The sequence below is a fragment of the Aeromonas sp. sif2433 genome (assembly GCF_019218705.1).
Taxonomy (GTDB): domain Bacteria; phylum Pseudomonadota; class Gammaproteobacteria; order Enterobacterales; family Aeromonadaceae; genus Aeromonas; species Aeromonas encheleia.
Genome location: NZ_JAHUXD010000005.1, coordinates 330,465 through 348,760, shown reverse-complemented (window position 1 = coordinate 348,760; position 18,296 = coordinate 330,465). Strand labels below are relative to the sequence as shown.

The following is an 18,296-nucleotide window of genomic DNA, read 5'->3' as shown; positions in this document are numbered from 1 at the left end:
GGATTTTGAATGTGGTGATAGGGGGTACCAGCTACACCCTGGCCCAGGTGCAAGGGTTCAACGGTAGCCAGACGGTCAATACCGGCGAAGGGGTGCTGACGCTGCTGAGTTACGTGGGCACGGCCAGCGGCGGGACGGTGAACTACAGCTACACCCTGAGTGCGACCATCGACAACGACAGCAAGCTGGGGGCGACGCCCACCGGGTTTGACGACAGCATCACCATCGGAGTGAACGGGGTGGGGGGCACCAGTGGCAGTGACCAGCTGATAGTGCGCATCGTTGACGATGTGCCGACGGCCAACAACGACGCGGGCGGCACCACCACCGAGGATGTGGCCGGCAGCCTGAACGGCAACGTGCTGGGCAACGACACCGTGGGTGCCGACACCCCGGCGGTCTTTGTGGGCTGGAGTGCGAGCGGGCATGACAACAGTGCTGCGGTAGCTGCACTGGGCAGCTACGGTACCTTCACCCAAAACCCGACCACCGGCGCCTGGACCTATGTGCTGGACAACAGCAAGGCGGCGACCCAGGCACTGACGGCGGGCTCCAACCTGAGCTACGACGTCTGGTACACGATGAAGGATGCGGACGGCGATGAGAGCATCGCCAAGCTGACCATCAACATCAAGGGGGCGGATGACGGTGCCAGCGTGGTGACGGCGGCGACGACGGGTCCGGATCACCTGGTGTACGAATCAGGCCTCAATCCGAATGGCTCGAATGCGGCGGCCAACAGCGAGACGGTGGCGGGTAGCTTCACGGTGTCGGCCACGGACGGCATCCTGACGGTGGTGATAGGGGGGACCAGCTACACCCTGGCCCAGGTGCAAGGGTTCAACGGTAGCCAGACGGTCAATACCGGCGAAGGGGTGCTGACGCTGCTGAGTTACGTGGGCACGGCCAGTGGCGGGACGGTGAACTACAGCTACACCCTGAGCGCGACCATCGACAACGACAGCAAGCTGGGGGCGACGCCCACCGGGTTTGACGACAGCATCACCATCGGAGTGAACGGGGTGGGGGGTACCAATGCCAGCGACCAGCTGATAGTGCGCATCGTCGATGATGTCCCAATACTGGGCAGCTTCATGTCAGGCTTCATGGCGAATGAACCATCGACGTCTCTGATCGGGTTCTTTGATGTAAAACCCGGCGCCGACGGTCTATCCGCTTTGAACATAACCGGGCCAGCCATAGCAGGCGTGAATTACAGCTCGTCCAGCGAGTCCAATCCGGATGGCACTCTGCTGAGCACTACATTGTTGGCAAGTGCCAGTGGAAGCAGCTTGTTTTCCTTGACCGTGTTTGCTGACGGGCATTATCAGTTCAATCTGATCAACCCAGAGGTAGCCCGTGACGAGACGTTCTCATTGCTGAATCTGACGGCAGGAGGACCACAGCCGTGGATACAAACGACGGATGGGCGGATAGAGTTTACTGGTAGCGGTAATGGGGTGAACTCTTCTACCCAGGGCTTTGGTGTCGACAATCAGTTCCTGGGTAATGGTGAGAGTGTCACCATGGAGTTTCATAATGTGGGGGCTGCGGGCGACAATCCTTCTACATCCGATCCCAAGTTGATCGATAAATTGACGCTGACCAACAACAGCATCAATGGTTCTTTGACCATACAGTGGACCGCTGTAAACACCCTTTTGGATCCGTCCGATCCTCACTATACCCAGACGGGAACCATAGTGGTGAGTGGAACTAGTACGGTGATTGATCCAGCGTTCAGCTTCAATACGCTGACCATTGAGGGCATCGCTGGATCTGGGCAAGGCGTGCGTTTCACTGCGGCAACCGTCTCTACACGAATATTGCCTGCAGATCAGGATCTGTCTTTTGGCATTCAAGGAACGGATGGAGACGGTGACACAACGGCTACTTCTACCCTCCATGTCGGAGTCGTATCGGGGGATGGAAGTTATACCCTGACCGGCACTGGCGGTGATGATGTTCTCGCAGGAAGTTCGCAACATGATGTGATCTCCGGTGGTGGGGGGCATGACTTGGTGGATTACAGCGACGATGCGGCTGCGCATACCATCGATCTGCTCACCGGCACCGGCTCAGGCGGCCACGCTACAGGAGATACATACAGCTCCATTGAAGGTGCGATAGGGGGATCTGGCAGCGATACTCTGATCGGTAATGGAGCGGACAATTTACTGATTGGCGGATTGGGTAACGATATCCTGACGGGGGGAGATGGCAAGGATACCTTCAAGTGGCTAACAGGGGAGGCCGATGGCAGTGTGGACAAGATAACCGACTTCACACTGGGCACAGGCAGTAATAGTGATGTGCTGGATCTGTCGCAATTACTGGACAATGTACCGGGCAGTGCCAACAACAGTGTGTTAGCCAGTGCCCTCAACAGCTATTTGACGTTCGATACGGTCAATAACAAGTTGACTATCGATACCAATGGCAGCACGGCGGGGGGTGGGCAATTGACGGTGATGTTCCAGGGAGGGCCTGATCTGACCCATGGTGGCACTACCACCACAAACTTGGCCATCATCGAGCAACTGCTTAACGATGGTAACCTCAAGATGGATCCGCACCCCTGATGACGCAGATGGAGGGCAGGCTTGCCTGCCCTCTGTTGCTGGCGGATGAAGGGCGTTAAGATAGGCAGGATCGAAGATGTGAGGAAGATATGGAACCATTCAACTGGGTCGACATCGATGGCATTCGCTACAGCTGGGACGGGCAGGATAGCATCCTCTGCACCGGCCGCTTTGGCTATCAGGCCACGATGACGGGTGACAAGATCAGTGCCCTGGATCTGGAGAACGAGGATGGTGAGGTCGCGGGGTCGCTCAATGTGGACTTCGCCGCATCCAGCATCAGCTTCACACCGGCAGAGGATGCACTCTTGCCCCACATGGTGGTGCTGGTTGGCCACGAGCTGGGACAACAGGAGTACTCACTGCAGAGCCTGAGTGACAGCTCCTTGCAGGATCTGCTCAGCCATGGGGACGATTTTGACTGGAGTTCGCTGGCGGTTATCACGGCGCCGGAGCCGGTATTGCCCTCCCAGGGACATGTTCTGTCGTGGGACTCCTTCCATTTCGAAGAAGAGAGCCTGCTCGGTGCGCGCGAGTCAGCCCCCCTGATGGCGAGTCATGGCAGTCTGCTTGGCAGCGAGATCAGCATCAACATCGATATGACCAACCAGGTGCTGGACCATATCCCCCCCCTGCACGACATATGAATCTCATTCGACGACGGGCATAATGACCTCACTCTAATCGATTGAGGTTTTTTCTATGTGGCGTTCCCTTCTTACCCTGTCTGCCCTGGTTGTCAGTGCCCCTTTGTTGGCCATCGAGGTGCCCCAGGCACCGCATCTGGTGGTCAGTGGCTACGCCGAGCAGAAGGCCGAGCCCGACATGTTGACCCTCAACGTCTCCGTGACCGCGCTGGAGAAGCAGGGTATCAAGGCCAAGCAGCAGGTCGACACCAAGGTGGCCGCCTTCTTTGGCAAGCTGGAAGGGCTGGGCATCAAGCGTACCGATGTGGAGGCTGGCAATCTGGTGGTCTCCCCCGAGTATCAGTATCCGCAAAACAAGAAACCCGAGATGGTGGGTTATCGTGCCCAGCGCCAGCTGGCGGTCAAACTCTATCAGCTCGACAAGCTGAGCCAGCTGATGGATACCGCGCTCGAAGCGGGTCTGGAGTCCGTCTCCCAGATTGAATACGGCCTCAAGTCGCCCCAGACCATCAAGGAACAGGCCCGTCTTGGCGCGGTGGCTGACGCCACGGGCAAGGCGGAATCCCTGGCCAAGGCCTTCGGCATGAAGCTCGGCAAGGTCTATAGCGTCGAGTATCGCAACAGCGCCCCCATGCCGGTCTATAGCCGGGCCCTCAAGGCCGCCGCCGCACCTGCCACAGACATGATGGAGAACAGCTATCAACAGCAGCAGATCAGCATCACGGACAACGTGGAAGCCGTCTTCCTGCTGGAGTGATGCCGCGGCCCGTTGACCGCTAGTGTGAAAAAAGCCCGAGGCGATTGCCTCGGGCTTTTTGTTGTCAGTGCCAGCGGCGCACCGCGGGTCGGCAAGATAGCGACGGCTCGAGGGGCATGGGGTGCTGGCATATGACCCGTCAGGCATGCGTCGGGATAGGGGAGGGGGCCTGTCGGGCTTCTGCTGTCGTTATGGCTGCAGGGCCCGGATATGAAAATGCCGGTCAGAGACCGGCATTTGAATCAAATCAGGGAGGGGCAGGTCAGCCGATTTCGGCGGCAACCCGTCCTTGACGTTTGGGCTTGAACTGATAGCCGATCGCCAGCACCACCAGCCAGACCGGGATCAGCATCACCGAGATCTCCATGCCCGGGGTCAGGTACATGATGACCAGGATGGCGGCCATGAAGGCTAGGCAGAGATAATTGCCGAACGGGTACCAGAATGCCTTGAACTTGGGCTCTACCCCTTCGGTCTGCTTGGCCTTGCGGAACTTGAGGTGGGCGAGGCTGATCATGGCCCAGTTGATGACCAGGGCGGAGACCACCAGCGCCATCAGCAGACCAAAGGCCTTGCCCGGCATCAGGTAGTTGATCAGCACGCATAGCAGGGTCGCGGCGGCAGACACCGAGAGGGCGACCAGTGGCACACCGCTCTTGTTGGTCTTGAGCAGGCTGCGCGGGCCGTTACCCTGCTTGGCCAGGCCAAACAGCATACGGCTGTTGCAGTAGACACAGCTGTTGTAGACGGAGAGCGCGGCGGTCAGCACCACTATGTTGAGCACCGTGGCCACCAGGTTGCTGTCCAGCGCGTGGAAGATCATCACGAACGGGCTGCCACCTTCCACCACCTTGACCCAGGGGTAGAGGGACATCAGCACGGCCAGGGCGCCGATATAGAAGATCAGGATGCGGTAGATCACCTGGTTGGTGGCCTTGGGAATGCTCTTCTCGGGATCATCGGCTTCTGCCGCCGTGATACCGACCAGCTCCAGCCCGCCGAAGGAGAACATGATCACCGCCATCGCCATCACCAGTCCGCTGATGCCGTTGGGGAAGAAGCCGCCCTGAGCCCACAGGTTGGTCACGCTGGCTTCCGGACCGGCGCCGCCGGAGAACAGCAGATAGCCGCCAAAGCCAATCATGCCAACGATGGCCACCACTTTGATGATGGCGAACCAGAACTCCATCTCGCCAAACGCCTTGACGTTGGAGAGGTTGATGGCGTTGATCAGCACGAAGAAGAAGGCGGCCGACATCCAGGTCGGGATCTCGGGCCACCAGTACTGGACATAGATGCCAACCGCGGTGAGTTCAGCCATGCTGACCAGCACGTAGAGCACCCAGTAGTTCCAGCCGGAGGCGAAGCCGGCGAAGTCACCCCAGTACTTGTAGGCGAAGTGGCTGAAGGAGCCGGCGACCGGCTCTTCCACCACCATCTCGCCGAGCTGGCGCATGATGAGGAAGGCGATGAAGCCACCGATGGCATAGCCGAGCAGCACCGAGGGGCCCGCCATCTTGATGGTCTGGGCAATGCCGAGAAACAGGCCGGTACCTATGGCACCGCCCAATGCGATGAGCTGGATATGGCGGTTTTTCAGGCCGCGTTTCAACTCTTCGCCGTTTTGTTGAAGATCCATTCTTCCTTCCTTACGTCGCTGAAGTCACTCGTCTGTCGTCTCGTCTGCCGCCCCACATCCTGTGAGCCGGTCGGCACTCCGTGCTGAAAACGTGACGAAATCCGTATTAATTTCGTTACGGTGTGCCACTTGTTGTTTTTTGTGGCAGCTACCAACCCGAGCAGAATAGTGATAATCGACCGCCAATGCACCTGATTTCCTCATGTTCGGGTGGTTTTTTCGGCTCTAATCAGGTTTTTCATGATCTTGGAAGGGGGTTGCGAAGCGACTGCTGGTTTTGTGTTCGAACGGTTTTGTGGTTATTGATTCTTCGCTCGGGTTGTGGGCTTATGACTCTTTGCCAAAAAAGGACTCATATGATCGAGCGTATTGTGGGTGCCCTGCTGACCGCCGCCCTCTGGCTGGCGCTCTGGCTCTCCCCCATGTTGCTGACCATGGCGGCGGCCTGCGGGCTGGTCTGGGGATGGCAGGGAGGCGACTATCTGGTGGCGCATGTCACCATGGTGCTGGCGGTGGCCGCCGGTGTGGGCTTGCTGCCCGCCTGCTGGTTGAGCGAGCGGATACGAAGACGCCATGGCCTGCTGAACTTTCATGCCATGCTGATGAACAACAGAGAGCTCAACAACCCGCCCATGCCTCCCCGTTCCTGATGTGAAACGGAGCCACAGGTTCACTGTTGGCTCCGTTTTTACTGCCCCTCATCCGTATTGCCAGCTTGCCAGCGGCCTATTCCTCGATGGGGCCGCCGCGTCTGCTCGCTCTATCAGCAGAGCTGGCGACGCAGCCCGGTAGCCTCCAGAATTTTTGCGCTGATCTCCTCCACCGAATGAGAGCTGGTATCGAGGAAGCGGATCGCCTCCTGGCGAAACAGCCGCTCCACGCTTGCCAGCTCCTGCTCGCACTGCACCAGCGAGGAGTAGCGACTGTTGGCGCGGCGCTGGTTGCGGATCTCGTGCAGCCGCTGGGGCGCTATGGTGAGGCCGAACAGCTTGTGGCGATTGGCCTTGAGGGGCGTTGGCAGCTCGAGCGTGCCCATGTCCTGCTCGATGAAGGGATAGTTGGCGGCGCGGATGCCAAACTGCAGCGCCAGATAGAGGCTGGTCGGCGTCTTGCCGCAGCGGGAGACGCCGATCAGGATGATGTCCGCCTCGTCGTACTCCCTGGTGGTGATGCCGTCGTCGTTGGTGAGCGCGAAGTTGACCGCCTCGATGCGATCGTCATACAGCTTGCGGTTCTCCATGCCGTGGGTGCGATGCAGTCTGGGCTCGGCCTTGATCCCCAGCTCCTGCTCCAGCGGGCTGACGAAGGTGTTGAGAAAATCGTGGCTGCTGGCCTGGGCCTTGAGCACCTCTTCCCGCACCAGGGCGTCGACTATGGTGTGGAACAGGATGGGGCGGATCCCGGTCTGGCGAAACTGTTCATCGATCCTGGCCCTTACCTGACGCGCCTTCTCCAGGGTTTCCACGAAGGGAATGGTGACTTGTTCGAACACCAGCGGAAACTGGCTCAACACGGCATGGCCGAACACCTCGGCGGTGATGGCGGTGCCATCGGATACATAGAATACGGTGTGCACGATGCGCTCCTGTGATGCGGGCTGGCGGGGTTGCGAGCAGGAAGTATCTCTCGAAACCATATCACTTTTGTCAACCGGTCTGCTGTTTCCAAGTTGTGAACTCGCTTGCAAACCTGAGTCGTTACCTTTTTGTATCGGCATTGTAGAATGTCTGTGTCAGACGACCATCCCCAAATCTTGCACGGGGATTTTTTTGACAATAAGTAGAAAACGTTTTCATGGTCGTTGGCAACAGCACACCAACAAAAACACATAATTTGGCACAGCAGGTGCGTTGGCACCCTGGCCCACCAATCTGGAGACATGCAAATGCAACAGTACGTACTCTGGTACGAACAGCTCGGAATGCAGGATGTAGAACGAGTCGGCGGCAAGAATGCATCCCTTGGCGAGATGATCAGCAACCTCTCCGGTGCCGGTGTATCCGTCCCTGGCGGGTTTGCGACCACTGCCTTTGCGTTTAACGAGTTTCTGGAGTTAAGCGGTCTCAACGGCAAGATCCACGACCTGCTCGACAGCCTGAACGTGGACGACATCGCCGCCCTCAACCGGGCCGGCCAGCAGATCCGTGACTGGGTGGTGGACGCGCCGTTCCAGCCAGCGCTGGAGCAGGCCGTGCGTGCCGCCTATGACAAGCTGAGTGCCGGGCTCGAAGCCTCCTTCGCGGTGCGCTCCTCCGCCACCGCCGAGGACATGCCGGACGCCTCCTTCGCCGGTCAGCAGGAGACCTTCCTCAACGTGCGCGGCATCGACGCCGTCATGACCGCCATCAAGCATGTGTTTGCCTCGTTGTTCAACGATCGCGCCATCTCCTACCGGGTGCATCAGGGCTATGACCACAAGGGCGTGGCGCTCTCGGCCGGGGTGCAGCGCATGGTGCGCTCGGACTTGGCCTCCTCCGGCGTCATGTTCACCCTGGATACCGAATCCGGCTTCAACGACGTGGTCTTCATCACTGGTAGCCAGGGCCTCGGCGAGATGGTGGTGCAGGGGGCCGTCAACCCGGACGAGTTCTATGTGCACAAGCCAACCCTCAAGGCCGGCCGCCCCGCCGTGGTGCGTAAGACGCTGGGCTCCAAGCTCATCAAGATGACCTACTCCGAGGACGCCGGTCACGGTCGTCAGGTGAAGATCGTCGACACCCAGGATGCCGAGCGCAACCGCTTCTGCATCAGCGACGACGAGGTGATGGCGCTGGCGAAACAGGCGCTCATCATCGAACAACATTACGGCCGCCCGATGGACATCGAGTGGGCCAAGGATGGTCAGGACGGCCAGCTCTACATAGTCCAGGCCCGTCCCGAGACGGTGCGCAGCCGTCAGGAGGCAAACACCCTGGAGCGTTTCGCGCTCAAGCAGTCCGGCGGCAAGGTGCTGATCGAGGGGCGTGCCATCGGCCACAAGATTGGCTCTGGCCCGGCGCGGGTCATCTCCTCCATCAGCCAGATGGACGAGGTACAGCCCGGCGACGTGCTGGTCACCGACATGACGGATCCGGATTGGGAGCCCATCATGAAGCGGGCCTCGGCCATCGTCACCAACCGCGGCGGCCGCACCTGCCACGCCGCCATCATCGCCCGTGAGCTCGGCATCCCGGCCGTGGTGGGTTGTGGCGATGCCACCGCTCGCATCGAGGCGGGTCAGCTCATCACCGTCTCCTGCGCGGAAGGGGACACCGGCTTCATCTACGACGGCGAACTCGACTTCGAGGTGGCGGTGACCGAGGTGGGCAACATGCCGCGCCTGCCCATCAAGATCATGATGAACGTCGGCAACCCGGATCGGGCCTTCGACTTCGCCCAGCTGCCAAACGCCGGCGTGGGCCTGGCGCGCCTGGAGTTCATCATCAACCGCATGATAGGCGTGCATCCCAAGGCCCTGCTGGAGTTCGATCAGCAGAGCCCCGAGCTGCAGGCCACCATAGCCAAGATGATCGCCGGCTACGATAGCCCCCGTGAATACTACGTCGCCAAGCTGACCGAAGGCATCGCCACCCTGGCTGCAGCCTTCTGGCCGGAGCGGGTGATAGTGCGGATGTCGGACTTCAAGTCCAACGAATACGCCAACCTGGTGGGCGGTCGTGGCTACGAGCCCCACGAAGAGAACCCCATGATCGGCTTCCGCGGCGCCTCCCGTTACATTGCCGACAGCTTCCGTCCCTGCTTCGCGCTGGAGTGCGAGGCGATGAAGCGGGTGCGCGACGTCATGGGTCTGACCAACGTCGAGGTGATGATCCCCTTCGTGCGCACCGTGGGCGAGGCGGAGCAGGTGGTGGAGATCCTGGCCGAGAACGGCCTGCGCCGCGGTGAGCGGGGACTGAAAGTCATCATGATGTGCGAACTGCCCTCCAACGCCCTGCTGGCGGATCAGTTCCTGCAACACTTCGATGGCTTCTCCATCGGCTCCAACGACATGACCCAGCTCACGCTCGGACTGGACCGGGATTCGGGCCTCATCGCCCACCTGTTCGATGAGCGCAACGAGGCGGTCAAGGCGTTGCTGGCGATGGCCATCAAGGCCGCGCGCAAGGCGGGCAAGTATGTCGGCATCTGCGGCCAGGGCCCGTCCGATCACCCGGACTTCGCCGCCTGGCTGGTCGAGCAGGGCATCGACTCTGTATCGCTCAACCCGGATACCGTGGTCGACACCTGGCTCTATCTGGCCGAGCAGCACCAGGCCAGCTGAGCCGCGCTTGCGGATGCCATACGGCGATAGTGCCGCACCGCGATAAATGAAAACGGCGCCCGAGAGGGCGCCGTTTTTATGTCGGAATACGGTGCATTTCTATTTTGTTTTTTGTCCGATGACTGCCTCCTACTGCGCCAAAATAGCGTGCCAGATCGTGGTCTTACACTCCGTTACATCGGCGGCCCTCCTCATCCCCCCATAATGAGCCTGCCACGTCATGGACAGGCTGGCGGATCCGCATTTTTGCGTCATGCGAGCCGGGTTGGAGAAAGAGGTTCCGCCTGCGCTCGCCCATCAATCAGTTGTTGGTGTTTTATGAGGCCAGGGTAGGCAGATGGCACAGAGCGTAGCAAATCAAGTTCTCAGGAGAATGCTGACGGCCTGTCAGCAACAGGGAGGAGATCCGGACGCCCTGCTGCTGGCCGCCGGTTTGACCCCATTCGATATCAACCGTGAGCATGGCCGGATCCTGGCCCAGAGCCATTACCGCCTGCTGAGTCTGATGCAGGGCTATCTGAGCGGATTTCACGAGGGCATCTTGTCCTATGAGATCGCTCAGCTCTATGAGCACTATCCGGTGCTCATCAGCCTCTGCCTGAACCAGCCGTCCCCTCGCGCCGCCATCGAGGCCCTGCTGCGCTATCGCACCGTCATCGGCAACTGCGACGATTATCAGGTGAGGTTGGGGGCGCTGCATACCCAATATGAGTACATCAATCAAGGACCTGCCGCCCTGGGGGCGAGCCAGGCCATCCCCAATTTTGTCATCCTCTTCCGGATCCTGCGGGCCTATGTGCCCGCCCTCGCCGTGTCGGTGGGGTTCGTCGGCAGGCCGCCTGCCCATCACCGCCAGCTGGATCACTTCTTCGGTACCCACTGCCGCTGGGAGCAGCCGGGCAACACCCTGCTCATCGCCAATGCCCTGCTGGATACCCGCATCGATAGCTACAACGGCTTGCTGTGCCGCTTGCAGACAAGTCAGCTGGATAGCATCTGCGCCGACATCGATGAGCGGGTGCCCTTTGCCAATCTGGTGGCGGATCTTATCCGTCACCGGATCCGCGGCGGTGTCATGGACAGCGATGACCATCTCCTCAAGGACGTCTGCTCGGCCATGAATATCAGCCGCTGGACCCTGAACCGCAAATTGCAGGGGGAGGGCAGCAGTTTTTCCGCCATCCTGAAGCGGGTCAAGATGATGGAGGCCTGCCGGTTATTGGGGGAGAGGGAGCAGCCGCTGCAAAATATCAGCGATCTGGTGGGCTTCTCCTCCCAGAGTGCGTTCAATCGCTTCTTCAAGGCCAACGCCAATATGACCCCGCTGGCCTACCGCAATACCCGCCAATAAGAACGGGACCAGGCGCAGGCCTGGTCCCGTCAACGTGCTCGGATCCTCATGGGAGCGCGCGCCGGGGCGCCGCTCCCGTCCTCTTATTTTGTCACCGTGGTGACGGTGGCGGCATCCACACCGCTTGGCAGGGCCAGGGCGCCCGCCGTGGTGTTGCTCACCACTATCTCCTTGCTCAGCTTGAAGGTGACAGGGGTGGTGGCGGAGACGTCCGATGAGGGGCTGATGTAGGCGCTGTAGCTGCCCGGCTCCAGGATCCACTGGTTGCTGGCCTCATCGAAGCTGGCGAGTATGCTGGCCGGAATGGTGAAGCTCAGCTGCTCGGTGGCGCCAGGGGCCAGCTGTTTGGTCTTGGCGAAGGCCTTGAGCTCTATGGTCGGTTTTTTCAGTTTGACCTCGGGGGCGGTGATGTAGACCTGGGCCGCCTCCTTGCCCGCCACACCGCCGGTGTTGGTGATGGTCGCCGTCAGCACTATGCTGCCGGCCGCGCCATCGGCCAGGGTATTGCTGGCGATGGCCGGGCTGGTGTAGCCGAAGCTGGTGTAGGAGAGGCCAAAGCCGAAGGGGTAGGAGACGGCCTTGTCGAAGGTGCTGTAGTAGCGATAGCCGACGTAGATCCCCTCGTTGTAATAGAGATCGTCCGGCTCGCCGTCGCCGTCGGTGTCCTCACCGGGGAAGCTGGTCGAGGAGGGGACGCTGGCGTAGCTTTGCGGGAAGCTCTGGGCCAGCTTGCCGCTCGGGTTGACCGCGCCTGAGAGCACATCCGCCACCGCGTGGCCGGTCTCCTGACCCGCCATGTAGGCCAGCAGGATGCCGTCCACCTTGTGACTCCACTCTGCGGTATCTATCACCCCGTTGACGTTGAGCACCACCACCACCTTTTTACTCTGGGCGTGGAAGGCGTTGCTCACCGCCTCGATGAGGGCGGTCTCGTCATCGCCGAGCAGGTAGTCGCCCTTGCTGTTGCTGCGATCCGCCCCCTCACCGGCCTGACGGCCCAGGCTGATCACCGCCACGTCCTGCTCGCTGGCGGCCGTGGCGATCAAGCCGGTCAGCTCGGGGCCGACGGCGGCCTCTGCGCAGCTATAGAACCCCTTGGAGCCGAATTGGCCCTCGTGATAGACCTTGTTGGCCTCATAAAAATCGCCGTAGTAACTCTGCAGCGCCCCGTTGACCGGGAAACGGCTGGCCAGCCCCTGGGCTATGGTGGTGGTGCCGGTTGCGTTCACGTCCCCGCTGCCGGTGCCACCCTTGTAGGTGTTGATCTGGTTGATGCCAAAGCTGGCGACCTTGCTGGTCGCGGCAATCGGCAGGGCGGCGGCTTCGTTGCGCAGCAGCACCATGCTCTCGGCGCCGGCCTGGCGAGCCAGTTTGGCATGGGCGGCCAGATCCGGGCTGTTGCTGACGGCCAGCTGGCTGTAGGAGGGGCTCTTCATCACCTGGGTCAGGATATGGACGGCGGCCTCGGTCACCTTGGCCTCGCTGAGATCGCCGTGGTCGATGGATTGCTGCAGCTGCTCCTTGACGTTGCCAGGCTCGATCAGATCTTGCCCCGCCAGCACCTGCTTGTAGGCGTTGTTGGCCACGTCGCCGGCGAACCAGTCGGACATCACCAGGCCGTCAAACTGCCACTCGTCGCGCAGCACCTCGGTCACCGCATCCCTGCGCTCGTTCACATAGGTGCCGTTGACCTTGTTGTAGGAGGTCATGATTGCCCAGGGCTGGGCCTCGTCCACGGCGATCTGGAAGCCGCGCAGATAGATCTCGCGGAAGGTTCTCGGCTCGCCGATGTCGTTGATCTGGTTGCGGTTGGTCTCGGAGTTGTTGCCAAAGAAGTGCTTGATGGTGGTGCCCACTCCGTTGCTCTCCACCCCGTTCACCATGGCGGCGCCCATCTTGCCGGTCAGCAGCGGATCTTCCGAGTAGTACTCGAAGTTGCGGCCATTGAGCGGGTTGCGCTGAATGTTCATGCCCGGCGCCAGCAGGATGTCCACCCCGTACTGCCTGACCTCATCCCCCATGGCTTCCCCCACGGACTCGACCAGCTCGACGTCCCAGCTGGAGGCCAGCAGCGAGCCGATGGGCCAGGCGGTGGCATGGTAGGTGGCGCTGTCGTCGTCGCGGTTGGCGCTGATCCTAAGGCCCGCCGGGCCGTCGGCCAGCTTCAGGGCCGGGATGTCGATGCCGTCGGCGCTGCGGCTCACCCCGTTGATGTAACCCGCCACCCCGGCGACATCCTGCTTGACGTTGACGGCGCCGTTGGCGCTGCCATAACCGGGGCCGGAGAGCAGATCCAGCTTCTCGGCCAGGGTCAGCCTGGCCACCATGGTTTCGGCCTGAGCACGGTAATAGGCGTCATCCTTGACGATGGGGGCGTCGGAGTCGTTCTGGTTGCAACCCACCAGGATCCCGGCCAGGGCCAGGCTGACGGAAAGTGAAACCGCTTTCATTCTTGTGGTGGTGATAGGCATGGATGCCTCCTCGTAACTGTCTGAATAAAAAGGTAAGTGTGATACCGACTCCGGGAGCTGACCGGGCCGCTCTGCTGGCGGCTTGCCATGGATATCGATGAAGGCGTCGGGTGGGCCGTGCGTGGCCATGAGCCCGGGCCGCAGGCAGGTTAGCAAGTCGGCGTCGGCCCGCCTTGCCTCGGCGGGGCGCGAAATGTGCAGTTGGGGGCAAGGGTGTGAAGTTGTGACCGCGGTCGCATCGGGGCCTGGGTGGGCGGGCCGGTTTGTCTCCATCGGGGGAGGTGTGAGCGGAGAAAGGGGGCCTATGGCACCCTCGGTGGCATGAGGTGTTCAGCTCGGGGAGCAGATCACCTGGGTTGTTGCTCGGCGCCGGCCAGCTCGATCTGCACCTTCCCCCCTTCCTGCTTGAGCCGGGCGGCGATATTAGAGTTCGGTGACGCTATGTAAAGCACACAACGGACGAGCGTTATTTGCGCAGTCATCAACATGCCAATGGATGCTCTGTATGCGCGTTCACACCCGATCGTCAAACTATCCTCACTGATAAAGCCATTGCTTAATCCAATGGCTTCCCGACTATCAAGTATTTCATCGGTCTGGCCGCCGCTATGGCCGTCATTGTTTTGTTATTTTATCGAGTCAAAGCTCTACCATTTCATTTAACAAAGGTAATAATTTTAGGTTTTAATATCGCAATGATATGATTGGCTGGTGATTTACTCCGACTCAATGGGGTCCTTGTTGGTGATTGATGCTACCTATGTAGTTGTTATTAATCATTTTTTATTTATTGTGAATAAATTATTTTATTATCATTAATTCACCTGTTAATTCTGTGAGAATAACGTTGTTCAGCCTGAAAATGGTAATTGGGTTGGTAATGACGGAACTCATCGAAGATGCAGAGTCGTCAGTTACTGGTTAACACGGAGGCTGGTCATGCTTGAACTGGAAGTAATAAGAAGGCACACAATGATAACGTATCTTGTCAATAAGGATGGTAGCGTTGTTATTGATTTAACTCATGGCACATTTACATTCCTTAATTTTGCTGGCACTGAACAGTTGCAAGTTATAAAGATGGGGACAAGGGAGGCCAGTGTTTTAAGATATTTGGTCCGCAATAGTGGCTATCTGGTGTCTAAAGATGAAATTCTTAATAGCGTTTGGAGTGGTCGAGTTGTCTGTGAAAACACAGTGTCAGTCGCATTGTCCAATATCAGGAAACTGCTAAGGAGGGTTGATCAAGATTGCCGCTGTCTGGTTACAGTAGCTCGCGCCGGATACATTTTTTATCCTTATCGTTCAGGATTGACTATCGAGAATAGCCATGACGATCAAGACATATGACAAAAATTCTAAATATATCAAGCATACGCTGGAGCCTATTGTTGAGCTCAACACTGGAAATATAGTGTCATTTGAAGTGGTTTCACTGAGTGCCAACAAGACGGTATTGAGTGAACATTATCCAGGCGATGTAAGACAGCATACCCTGGTCTCTCTTTTTATGCGGCAACTGGAGTTTTTTCAGAAGCTGAACAGGCATGATGAACATCTTTACCACACTGTGTTCATCAATATCAATCCCATCATCTTTAGCAAGATGGTCTCTTGGGAAGATTTCCTGCCTTTCGTATTCCAGTTTGGGATCAACATCGAGTTTGATAATTCAAGTGTTCTTGATGGCATCTCTGATGCAACACTGAAAAATATTCTTCAGCTTAGAAAACTCGGTGTGAAATTCTGGATAAACAATGCCGATGAAGCCGTCCATACTATTGCAGATGAGTTGCTGCAGGCTTTTGATGGTATCAAGATAAACAAGCACTTCTTTTGGCAATGTTTTAACAGAAATGATGCCAGCTTCATCGAAAATACATCTGCAATATGGGGAAGTGAGCGAGTCCTCGTCGAGGGAGTTGAAAACAGACATCATCTCTCTTTTGTGACGGCACAGGGTCTCGTCCAAGGGCAGGGGTTTCATTGGCGAGCGAGAGCGGCACGACATACGACCTGGCATTAATAGCATGAGCGGATCCTGGCTACCCGACATCAAGCTCCCTCACCTTTGCGATAGGCACCTATCAAGGATCGAGCTGGTTGAAGGTGGGGGTCATCTAATTTAGCCAATACGGCTGAAGACAAGGGGGCCAATGGCCCCCTTGATGGCATGAGGTGTTCGGCTCGGGGAGCAGATCACCTGGGTTGCTGCTCGGCGCCGGCCAGTTCGACCTGCACCTTCACTCCTTCCTGCTTGAGCCGGGTGGCGACGGCGTTCAGATCGGTGCCGGACTGGGCCTCCAGCAGGGCGATGCCGCCGCTGCTCTGCTTGAAGCGCAGGCCGTGGCGCGTGGCTAGTGCCCTGGCCTGATTGTCGTCGGCCTCCACCAGCAGGGTGCCGCTGACGGTGAGCTCGGGGCTGGCCGCTCCTTGCAGCAGGATGTCGCCGCTGCGCAGGCTGGGTTGGGTTGCCTGGCCGTCCAGGCTGCGGGCAACCCGCTTCTTGCTGCCGTTGTCCGGCGTCAGGTAGGTCTGGCCGTTCACCTCTATGGTGCTGTACTGCTTGCCGTCGATCAGCACCGATTCCCCGGCCATGGCCTGAGTGGAGAGCGAGGCCAGCAGGCCTGCCAGGGCAAGGCTGAGTAAGCTGTGTTTCATGTTGTGACTCCTGTGCAATTAGAGAGGGGCGGCGTCATGGCCGAGCACCCGCAGGGACCAGTTGAGCAACTGGCCAGGCTGGCTGTTGTTGCGCTCGGTCAGGGTGCTGCGGGCGTTGGTGCTGAGGTTGCGCAGTGCAACCTGGCGGTTGCCGCTGGCGACGTCGGTCACCTCCAGTCGCCACTCGCCCTGAGCCTGCTCGCCGTAGAACTTGTGGGAGAGCATGCGCATGTCGCGCAGTCCCCGGGTGCGCACATAACCCAGCTGCTGCCGGTCGAGGGATTGGCCCACCAGGCTGTTGTTGGGGTTGAGCAGCACGCTGCGGGTGCCGGAGGGGGAGACCAGCTCGATCAGCAGATCGGGCAGGCGCTGGTGATCCAGGCTCACCAGCACCTGCACCGCCTCCACGGTCAGGGGTTGATCGACCCGGGCGCCGGAGCGGGTCGGGGCGCTGCCCAGATCCGGGATGGCCCCGGCGGCGCGATCGCGCACCGTCACCTGCTGCCACGGCAGCTGCACCAGCGGCGGCAGGGGCTCATGGGTGGCGGCATTGATCAGAGCCCGGTTCACATCCACCAACCCGAAACCATAGGTCGGGCTGTACCAGATGCCGGCGGCGTTGCGCTCCCAGCCTTCCAGCCCCGTCACCTGACGGCGCTGGCCATCGGCGGCGGTGTAGCTCAGCTGCACCGGCGCCTGATCGGCATCGAGGCGGGTGGCGCTGCGGGCCAGCAGATCGCGCAGATCCCGCACCGACAGGTCCGGATAGGCGGACATCAGCAGCGCCATGGCCCCGGCGGTATTGGGGGTGGCCGAGGAGGTGCCGTTCATCACGCCGTTGTAGTCGCAGCTGGCATCCAGTTGCGGGTTGCCGTGCAGCCGGTTGGTGCTGGGATCGTCCAGCCGGTTGTAACCCATGTCGCAGCCGGGCAGATCCGTGGTCACCATGGCCGGCGCGTCCGTGCCGTATTCCCCGCCGGGGGCCGTCAGGAATACGTTGCTGCCGACGCTGGAGTAGGACGATCGCACCCCGCTCGCGTTGCTGGCGCTGACCACCAGGTTCCAGAAGTTGCTGTTGGAGGGATCTATGTTGCTGTTTTCAAACGGCAACCTGAGGTCGCCGCCGCTGCGGTTGAGCGCATAGTTGCCGGCGGCAATCCGGCTGAAGCCGTTGCCCGCCGCCTTGATGTAGGCCGCCCCTTGCGCCTGCTGGGTCATCCGCTCGAACAGGCGATCCAGCTGTAGCTGGTCCAGCCCGTCGGCCCTTTGCGGATCGACCAGGCTCATGCCGTAGCTCTGATTGAAGACCCGGTTATCGCCGCTGGCCGGGCTGTCGCCGAGGGCATAGAGCCAATCCTGCTGCAACTGCTGGCTGTCGTTGTCGAGCAGGTTGAATCCCTGCAGCTGGGCGCGGGGCGCCACGCCTCTGGTGCCGATGGCGTTATCCACCGCGGCTATGATGCCGGACACCGAGGTGCCGTGGGCACTGTCCGGATCGGTTGGCGTCGGGTCGTCGCCGCCGGTCACCACGTTGCGTGAGCCGGGGCGGACGTTGTCGACCAGATCCGGGTGGGCGATGGCCAGGCCATCGTCCACCACGGCCACGTTGATGCCCTGACCGAGCACCTCGGTGCGGTGGGCCCACCAGAGGTTGAGGTCATTGCCTGCCACGCCGGCGCGGGGGCTGAAGGCATCCTGGCCACTGTTGAGCAGGTGCCACTGCTGATCCTGCAGGGGGTTGATGCCGGGCAGGCAACGCGCTGCGCTGCCGCGACCGGTATCCATGCCGGCCTCTCTGCCGGTGAGGGGGGTACAACTCTCATTGGCCTGAACCGAGACGGCAGGCAGGGCCGAGAGCAGGGCCGTGATTGCCAACGCTAACGATGTCTTTCTCATTGATAAACTCCATCTTAAGGGCGCACCGTCC

13 protein-coding genes are annotated in these 18,296 nt (G+C 59.9%); 8 read left to right on the top strand and 5 right to left on the bottom strand.

Annotated features, from left to right (window positions below):
• The 3 genes from KW825_RS10485 to KW825_RS10475 form a co-directional block, all read left to right on the top strand.
• Window positions 1–2,582, top strand: a 2,582-nt coding sequence (locus tag KW825_RS10485) for an S-layer family protein (RefSeq protein ID WP_218329163.1), incomplete at its 5' end; no start/stop codon positions are given.
• Window positions 2,583–2,671: 89 nt separating this feature from the next.
• Complete coding sequence (locus KW825_RS10480; protein WP_218290830.1) at window positions 2,672–3,229, top strand: hypothetical protein; 558 nt, start codon at window positions 2,672–2,674, stop codon at window positions 3,227–3,229.
• 55 nt (window positions 3,230–3,284) lie between these two features.
• A complete protein-coding gene (locus KW825_RS10475; protein WP_218329162.1) occupies window positions 3,285–3,986 on the top strand; it encodes an SIMPL domain-containing protein in 702 nt (233 codons plus the stop codon).
• A 262-nt stretch (window positions 3,987–4,248) separates the two neighbouring features.
• On the opposite strand, the gene KW825_RS10470 is transcribed toward KW825_RS10475, so the two are convergent.
• Window positions 4,249–5,625: an amino acid permease gene (locus KW825_RS10470; RefSeq protein ID WP_042652508.1), complete on the bottom strand. Its 1,377-nt coding sequence runs from the start codon at window positions 5,623–5,625 to the stop codon at window positions 4,249–4,251.
• A 356-nt stretch (window positions 5,626–5,981) separates the two neighbouring features.
• Here KW825_RS10470 and KW825_RS10465 point away from each other — a divergent pair, with 356 nt between their 5' ends.
• A complete protein-coding gene (locus KW825_RS10465) occupies window positions 5,982–6,275 on the top strand; it encodes a hypothetical protein (protein ID WP_242379630.1) in 294 nt (97 codons plus the stop codon).
• A 113-nt stretch (window positions 6,276–6,388) separates the two neighbouring features.
• On the opposite strand, the gene KW825_RS10460 is transcribed toward KW825_RS10465, so the two are convergent.
• Window positions 6,389–7,201, bottom strand: a complete 813-nt coding sequence (locus KW825_RS10460; protein WP_033130900.1) for a pyruvate, water dikinase regulatory protein — start codon at window positions 7,199–7,201, stop codon at window positions 6,389–6,391.
• Between the two features lie 309 nt (window positions 7,202–7,510).
• Here KW825_RS10460 and ppsA point away from each other — a divergent pair, with 309 nt between their 5' ends.
• Both ppsA and KW825_RS10450 read left to right on the top strand, forming a co-directional pair.
• A complete protein-coding gene (gene ppsA / locus KW825_RS10455) occupies window positions 7,511–9,886 on the top strand; it encodes a phosphoenolpyruvate synthase (protein ID WP_218329161.1) in 2,376 nt (791 codons plus the stop codon).
• A 373-nt stretch (window positions 9,887–10,259) separates the two neighbouring features.
• Complete coding sequence (locus tag KW825_RS10450) at window positions 10,260–11,237, top strand: AraC family transcriptional regulator (RefSeq protein ID WP_218329160.1); 978 nt, start codon at window positions 10,260–10,262, stop codon at window positions 11,235–11,237.
• Between the two features lie 83 nt (window positions 11,238–11,320).
• On the opposite strand, the gene KW825_RS10445 is transcribed toward KW825_RS10450, so the two are convergent.
• Window positions 11,321–13,708 carry a glycoside hydrolase family 3 protein gene (locus tag KW825_RS10445; RefSeq protein ID WP_218329159.1) on the bottom strand — a complete coding sequence of 796 codons (2,388 nt, stop codon included), beginning with the start codon at window positions 13,706–13,708 and terminating at the stop codon, window positions 11,321–11,323.
• A gap of 939 nt (window positions 13,709–14,647) precedes the next feature.
• On the opposite strand from KW825_RS10445, the gene KW825_RS10440 reads away from it, so the two are divergent.
• Both KW825_RS10440 and KW825_RS10435 read left to right on the top strand, forming a co-directional pair.
• Complete coding sequence (locus tag KW825_RS10440; RefSeq protein WP_218290835.1) at window positions 14,648–15,058, top strand: winged helix-turn-helix domain-containing protein; 411 nt, start codon at window positions 14,648–14,650, stop codon at window positions 15,056–15,058.
• Complete coding sequence (locus tag KW825_RS10435; RefSeq protein WP_218290836.1) at window positions 15,039–15,734, top strand: EAL domain-containing protein; 696 nt, start codon at window positions 15,039–15,041, stop codon at window positions 15,732–15,734. Before KW825_RS10440 ends, KW825_RS10435 begins: the two co-directional genes overlap by 20 nt.
• A gap of 173 nt (window positions 15,735–15,907) precedes the next feature.
• Here KW825_RS10435 and KW825_RS10430 read toward each other — a convergent pair whose 3' ends face one another.
• Both KW825_RS10430 and KW825_RS10425 read right to left on the bottom strand, forming a co-directional pair.
• The gene (locus tag KW825_RS10430) at window positions 15,908–16,369 is read right to left on the bottom strand and encodes a hypothetical protein (RefSeq protein WP_218290837.1); all 462 of its coding nucleotides are present in this window, start codon (window positions 16,367–16,369) and stop codon (window positions 15,908–15,910) included.
• 18 nt (window positions 16,370–16,387) lie between these two features.
• A complete protein-coding gene (locus KW825_RS10425) occupies window positions 16,388–18,265 on the bottom strand; it encodes a S8 family serine peptidase (protein WP_218329158.1) in 1,878 nt (625 codons plus the stop codon).
• Window positions 18,266–18,296: the final 31 nt, after the last annotated feature.

Coding starts and splice junctions, on each gene's coding strand:
- KW825_RS10470 (WP_042652508.1), bottom strand. CDS start 5,625: ATGGATCTTCAACAAAACGGCGAAGAGTTGAAACGCGGCCTGAAAAAC.
- KW825_RS10430 (WP_218290837.1), bottom strand. CDS start 16,369: ATGAAACACAGCTTACTCAGCCTTGCCCTGGCAGGCCTGCTGGCCTCG.
- KW825_RS10440 (WP_218290835.1), top strand. CDS start 14,648: ATGCTTGAACTGGAAGTAATAAGAAGGCACACAATGATAACGTATCTT.
- KW825_RS10480 (WP_218290830.1), top strand. CDS start 2,672: ATGGAACCATTCAACTGGGTCGACATCGATGGCATTCGCTACAGCTGG.
- KW825_RS10465 (WP_242379630.1), top strand. CDS start 5,982: ATGATCGAGCGTATTGTGGGTGCCCTGCTGACCGCCGCCCTCTGGCTG.
- ppsA (WP_218329161.1), top strand. CDS start 7,511: ATGCAACAGTACGTACTCTGGTACGAACAGCTCGGAATGCAGGATGTA.
- KW825_RS10435 (WP_218290836.1), top strand. CDS start 15,039: ATGACGATCAAGACATATGACAAAAATTCTAAATATATCAAGCATACG.
- KW825_RS10475 (WP_218329162.1), top strand. CDS start 3,285: ATGTGGCGTTCCCTTCTTACCCTGTCTGCCCTGGTTGTCAGTGCCCCT.
- KW825_RS10445 (WP_218329159.1), bottom strand. CDS start 13,708: ATGCCTATCACCACCACAAGAATGAAAGCGGTTTCACTTTCCGTCAGC.
- KW825_RS10450 (WP_218329160.1), top strand. CDS start 10,260: ATGCTGACGGCCTGTCAGCAACAGGGAGGAGATCCGGACGCCCTGCTG.
- KW825_RS10425 (WP_218329158.1), bottom strand. CDS start 18,265: ATGAGAAAGACATCGTTAGCGTTGGCAATCACGGCCCTGCTCTCGGCC.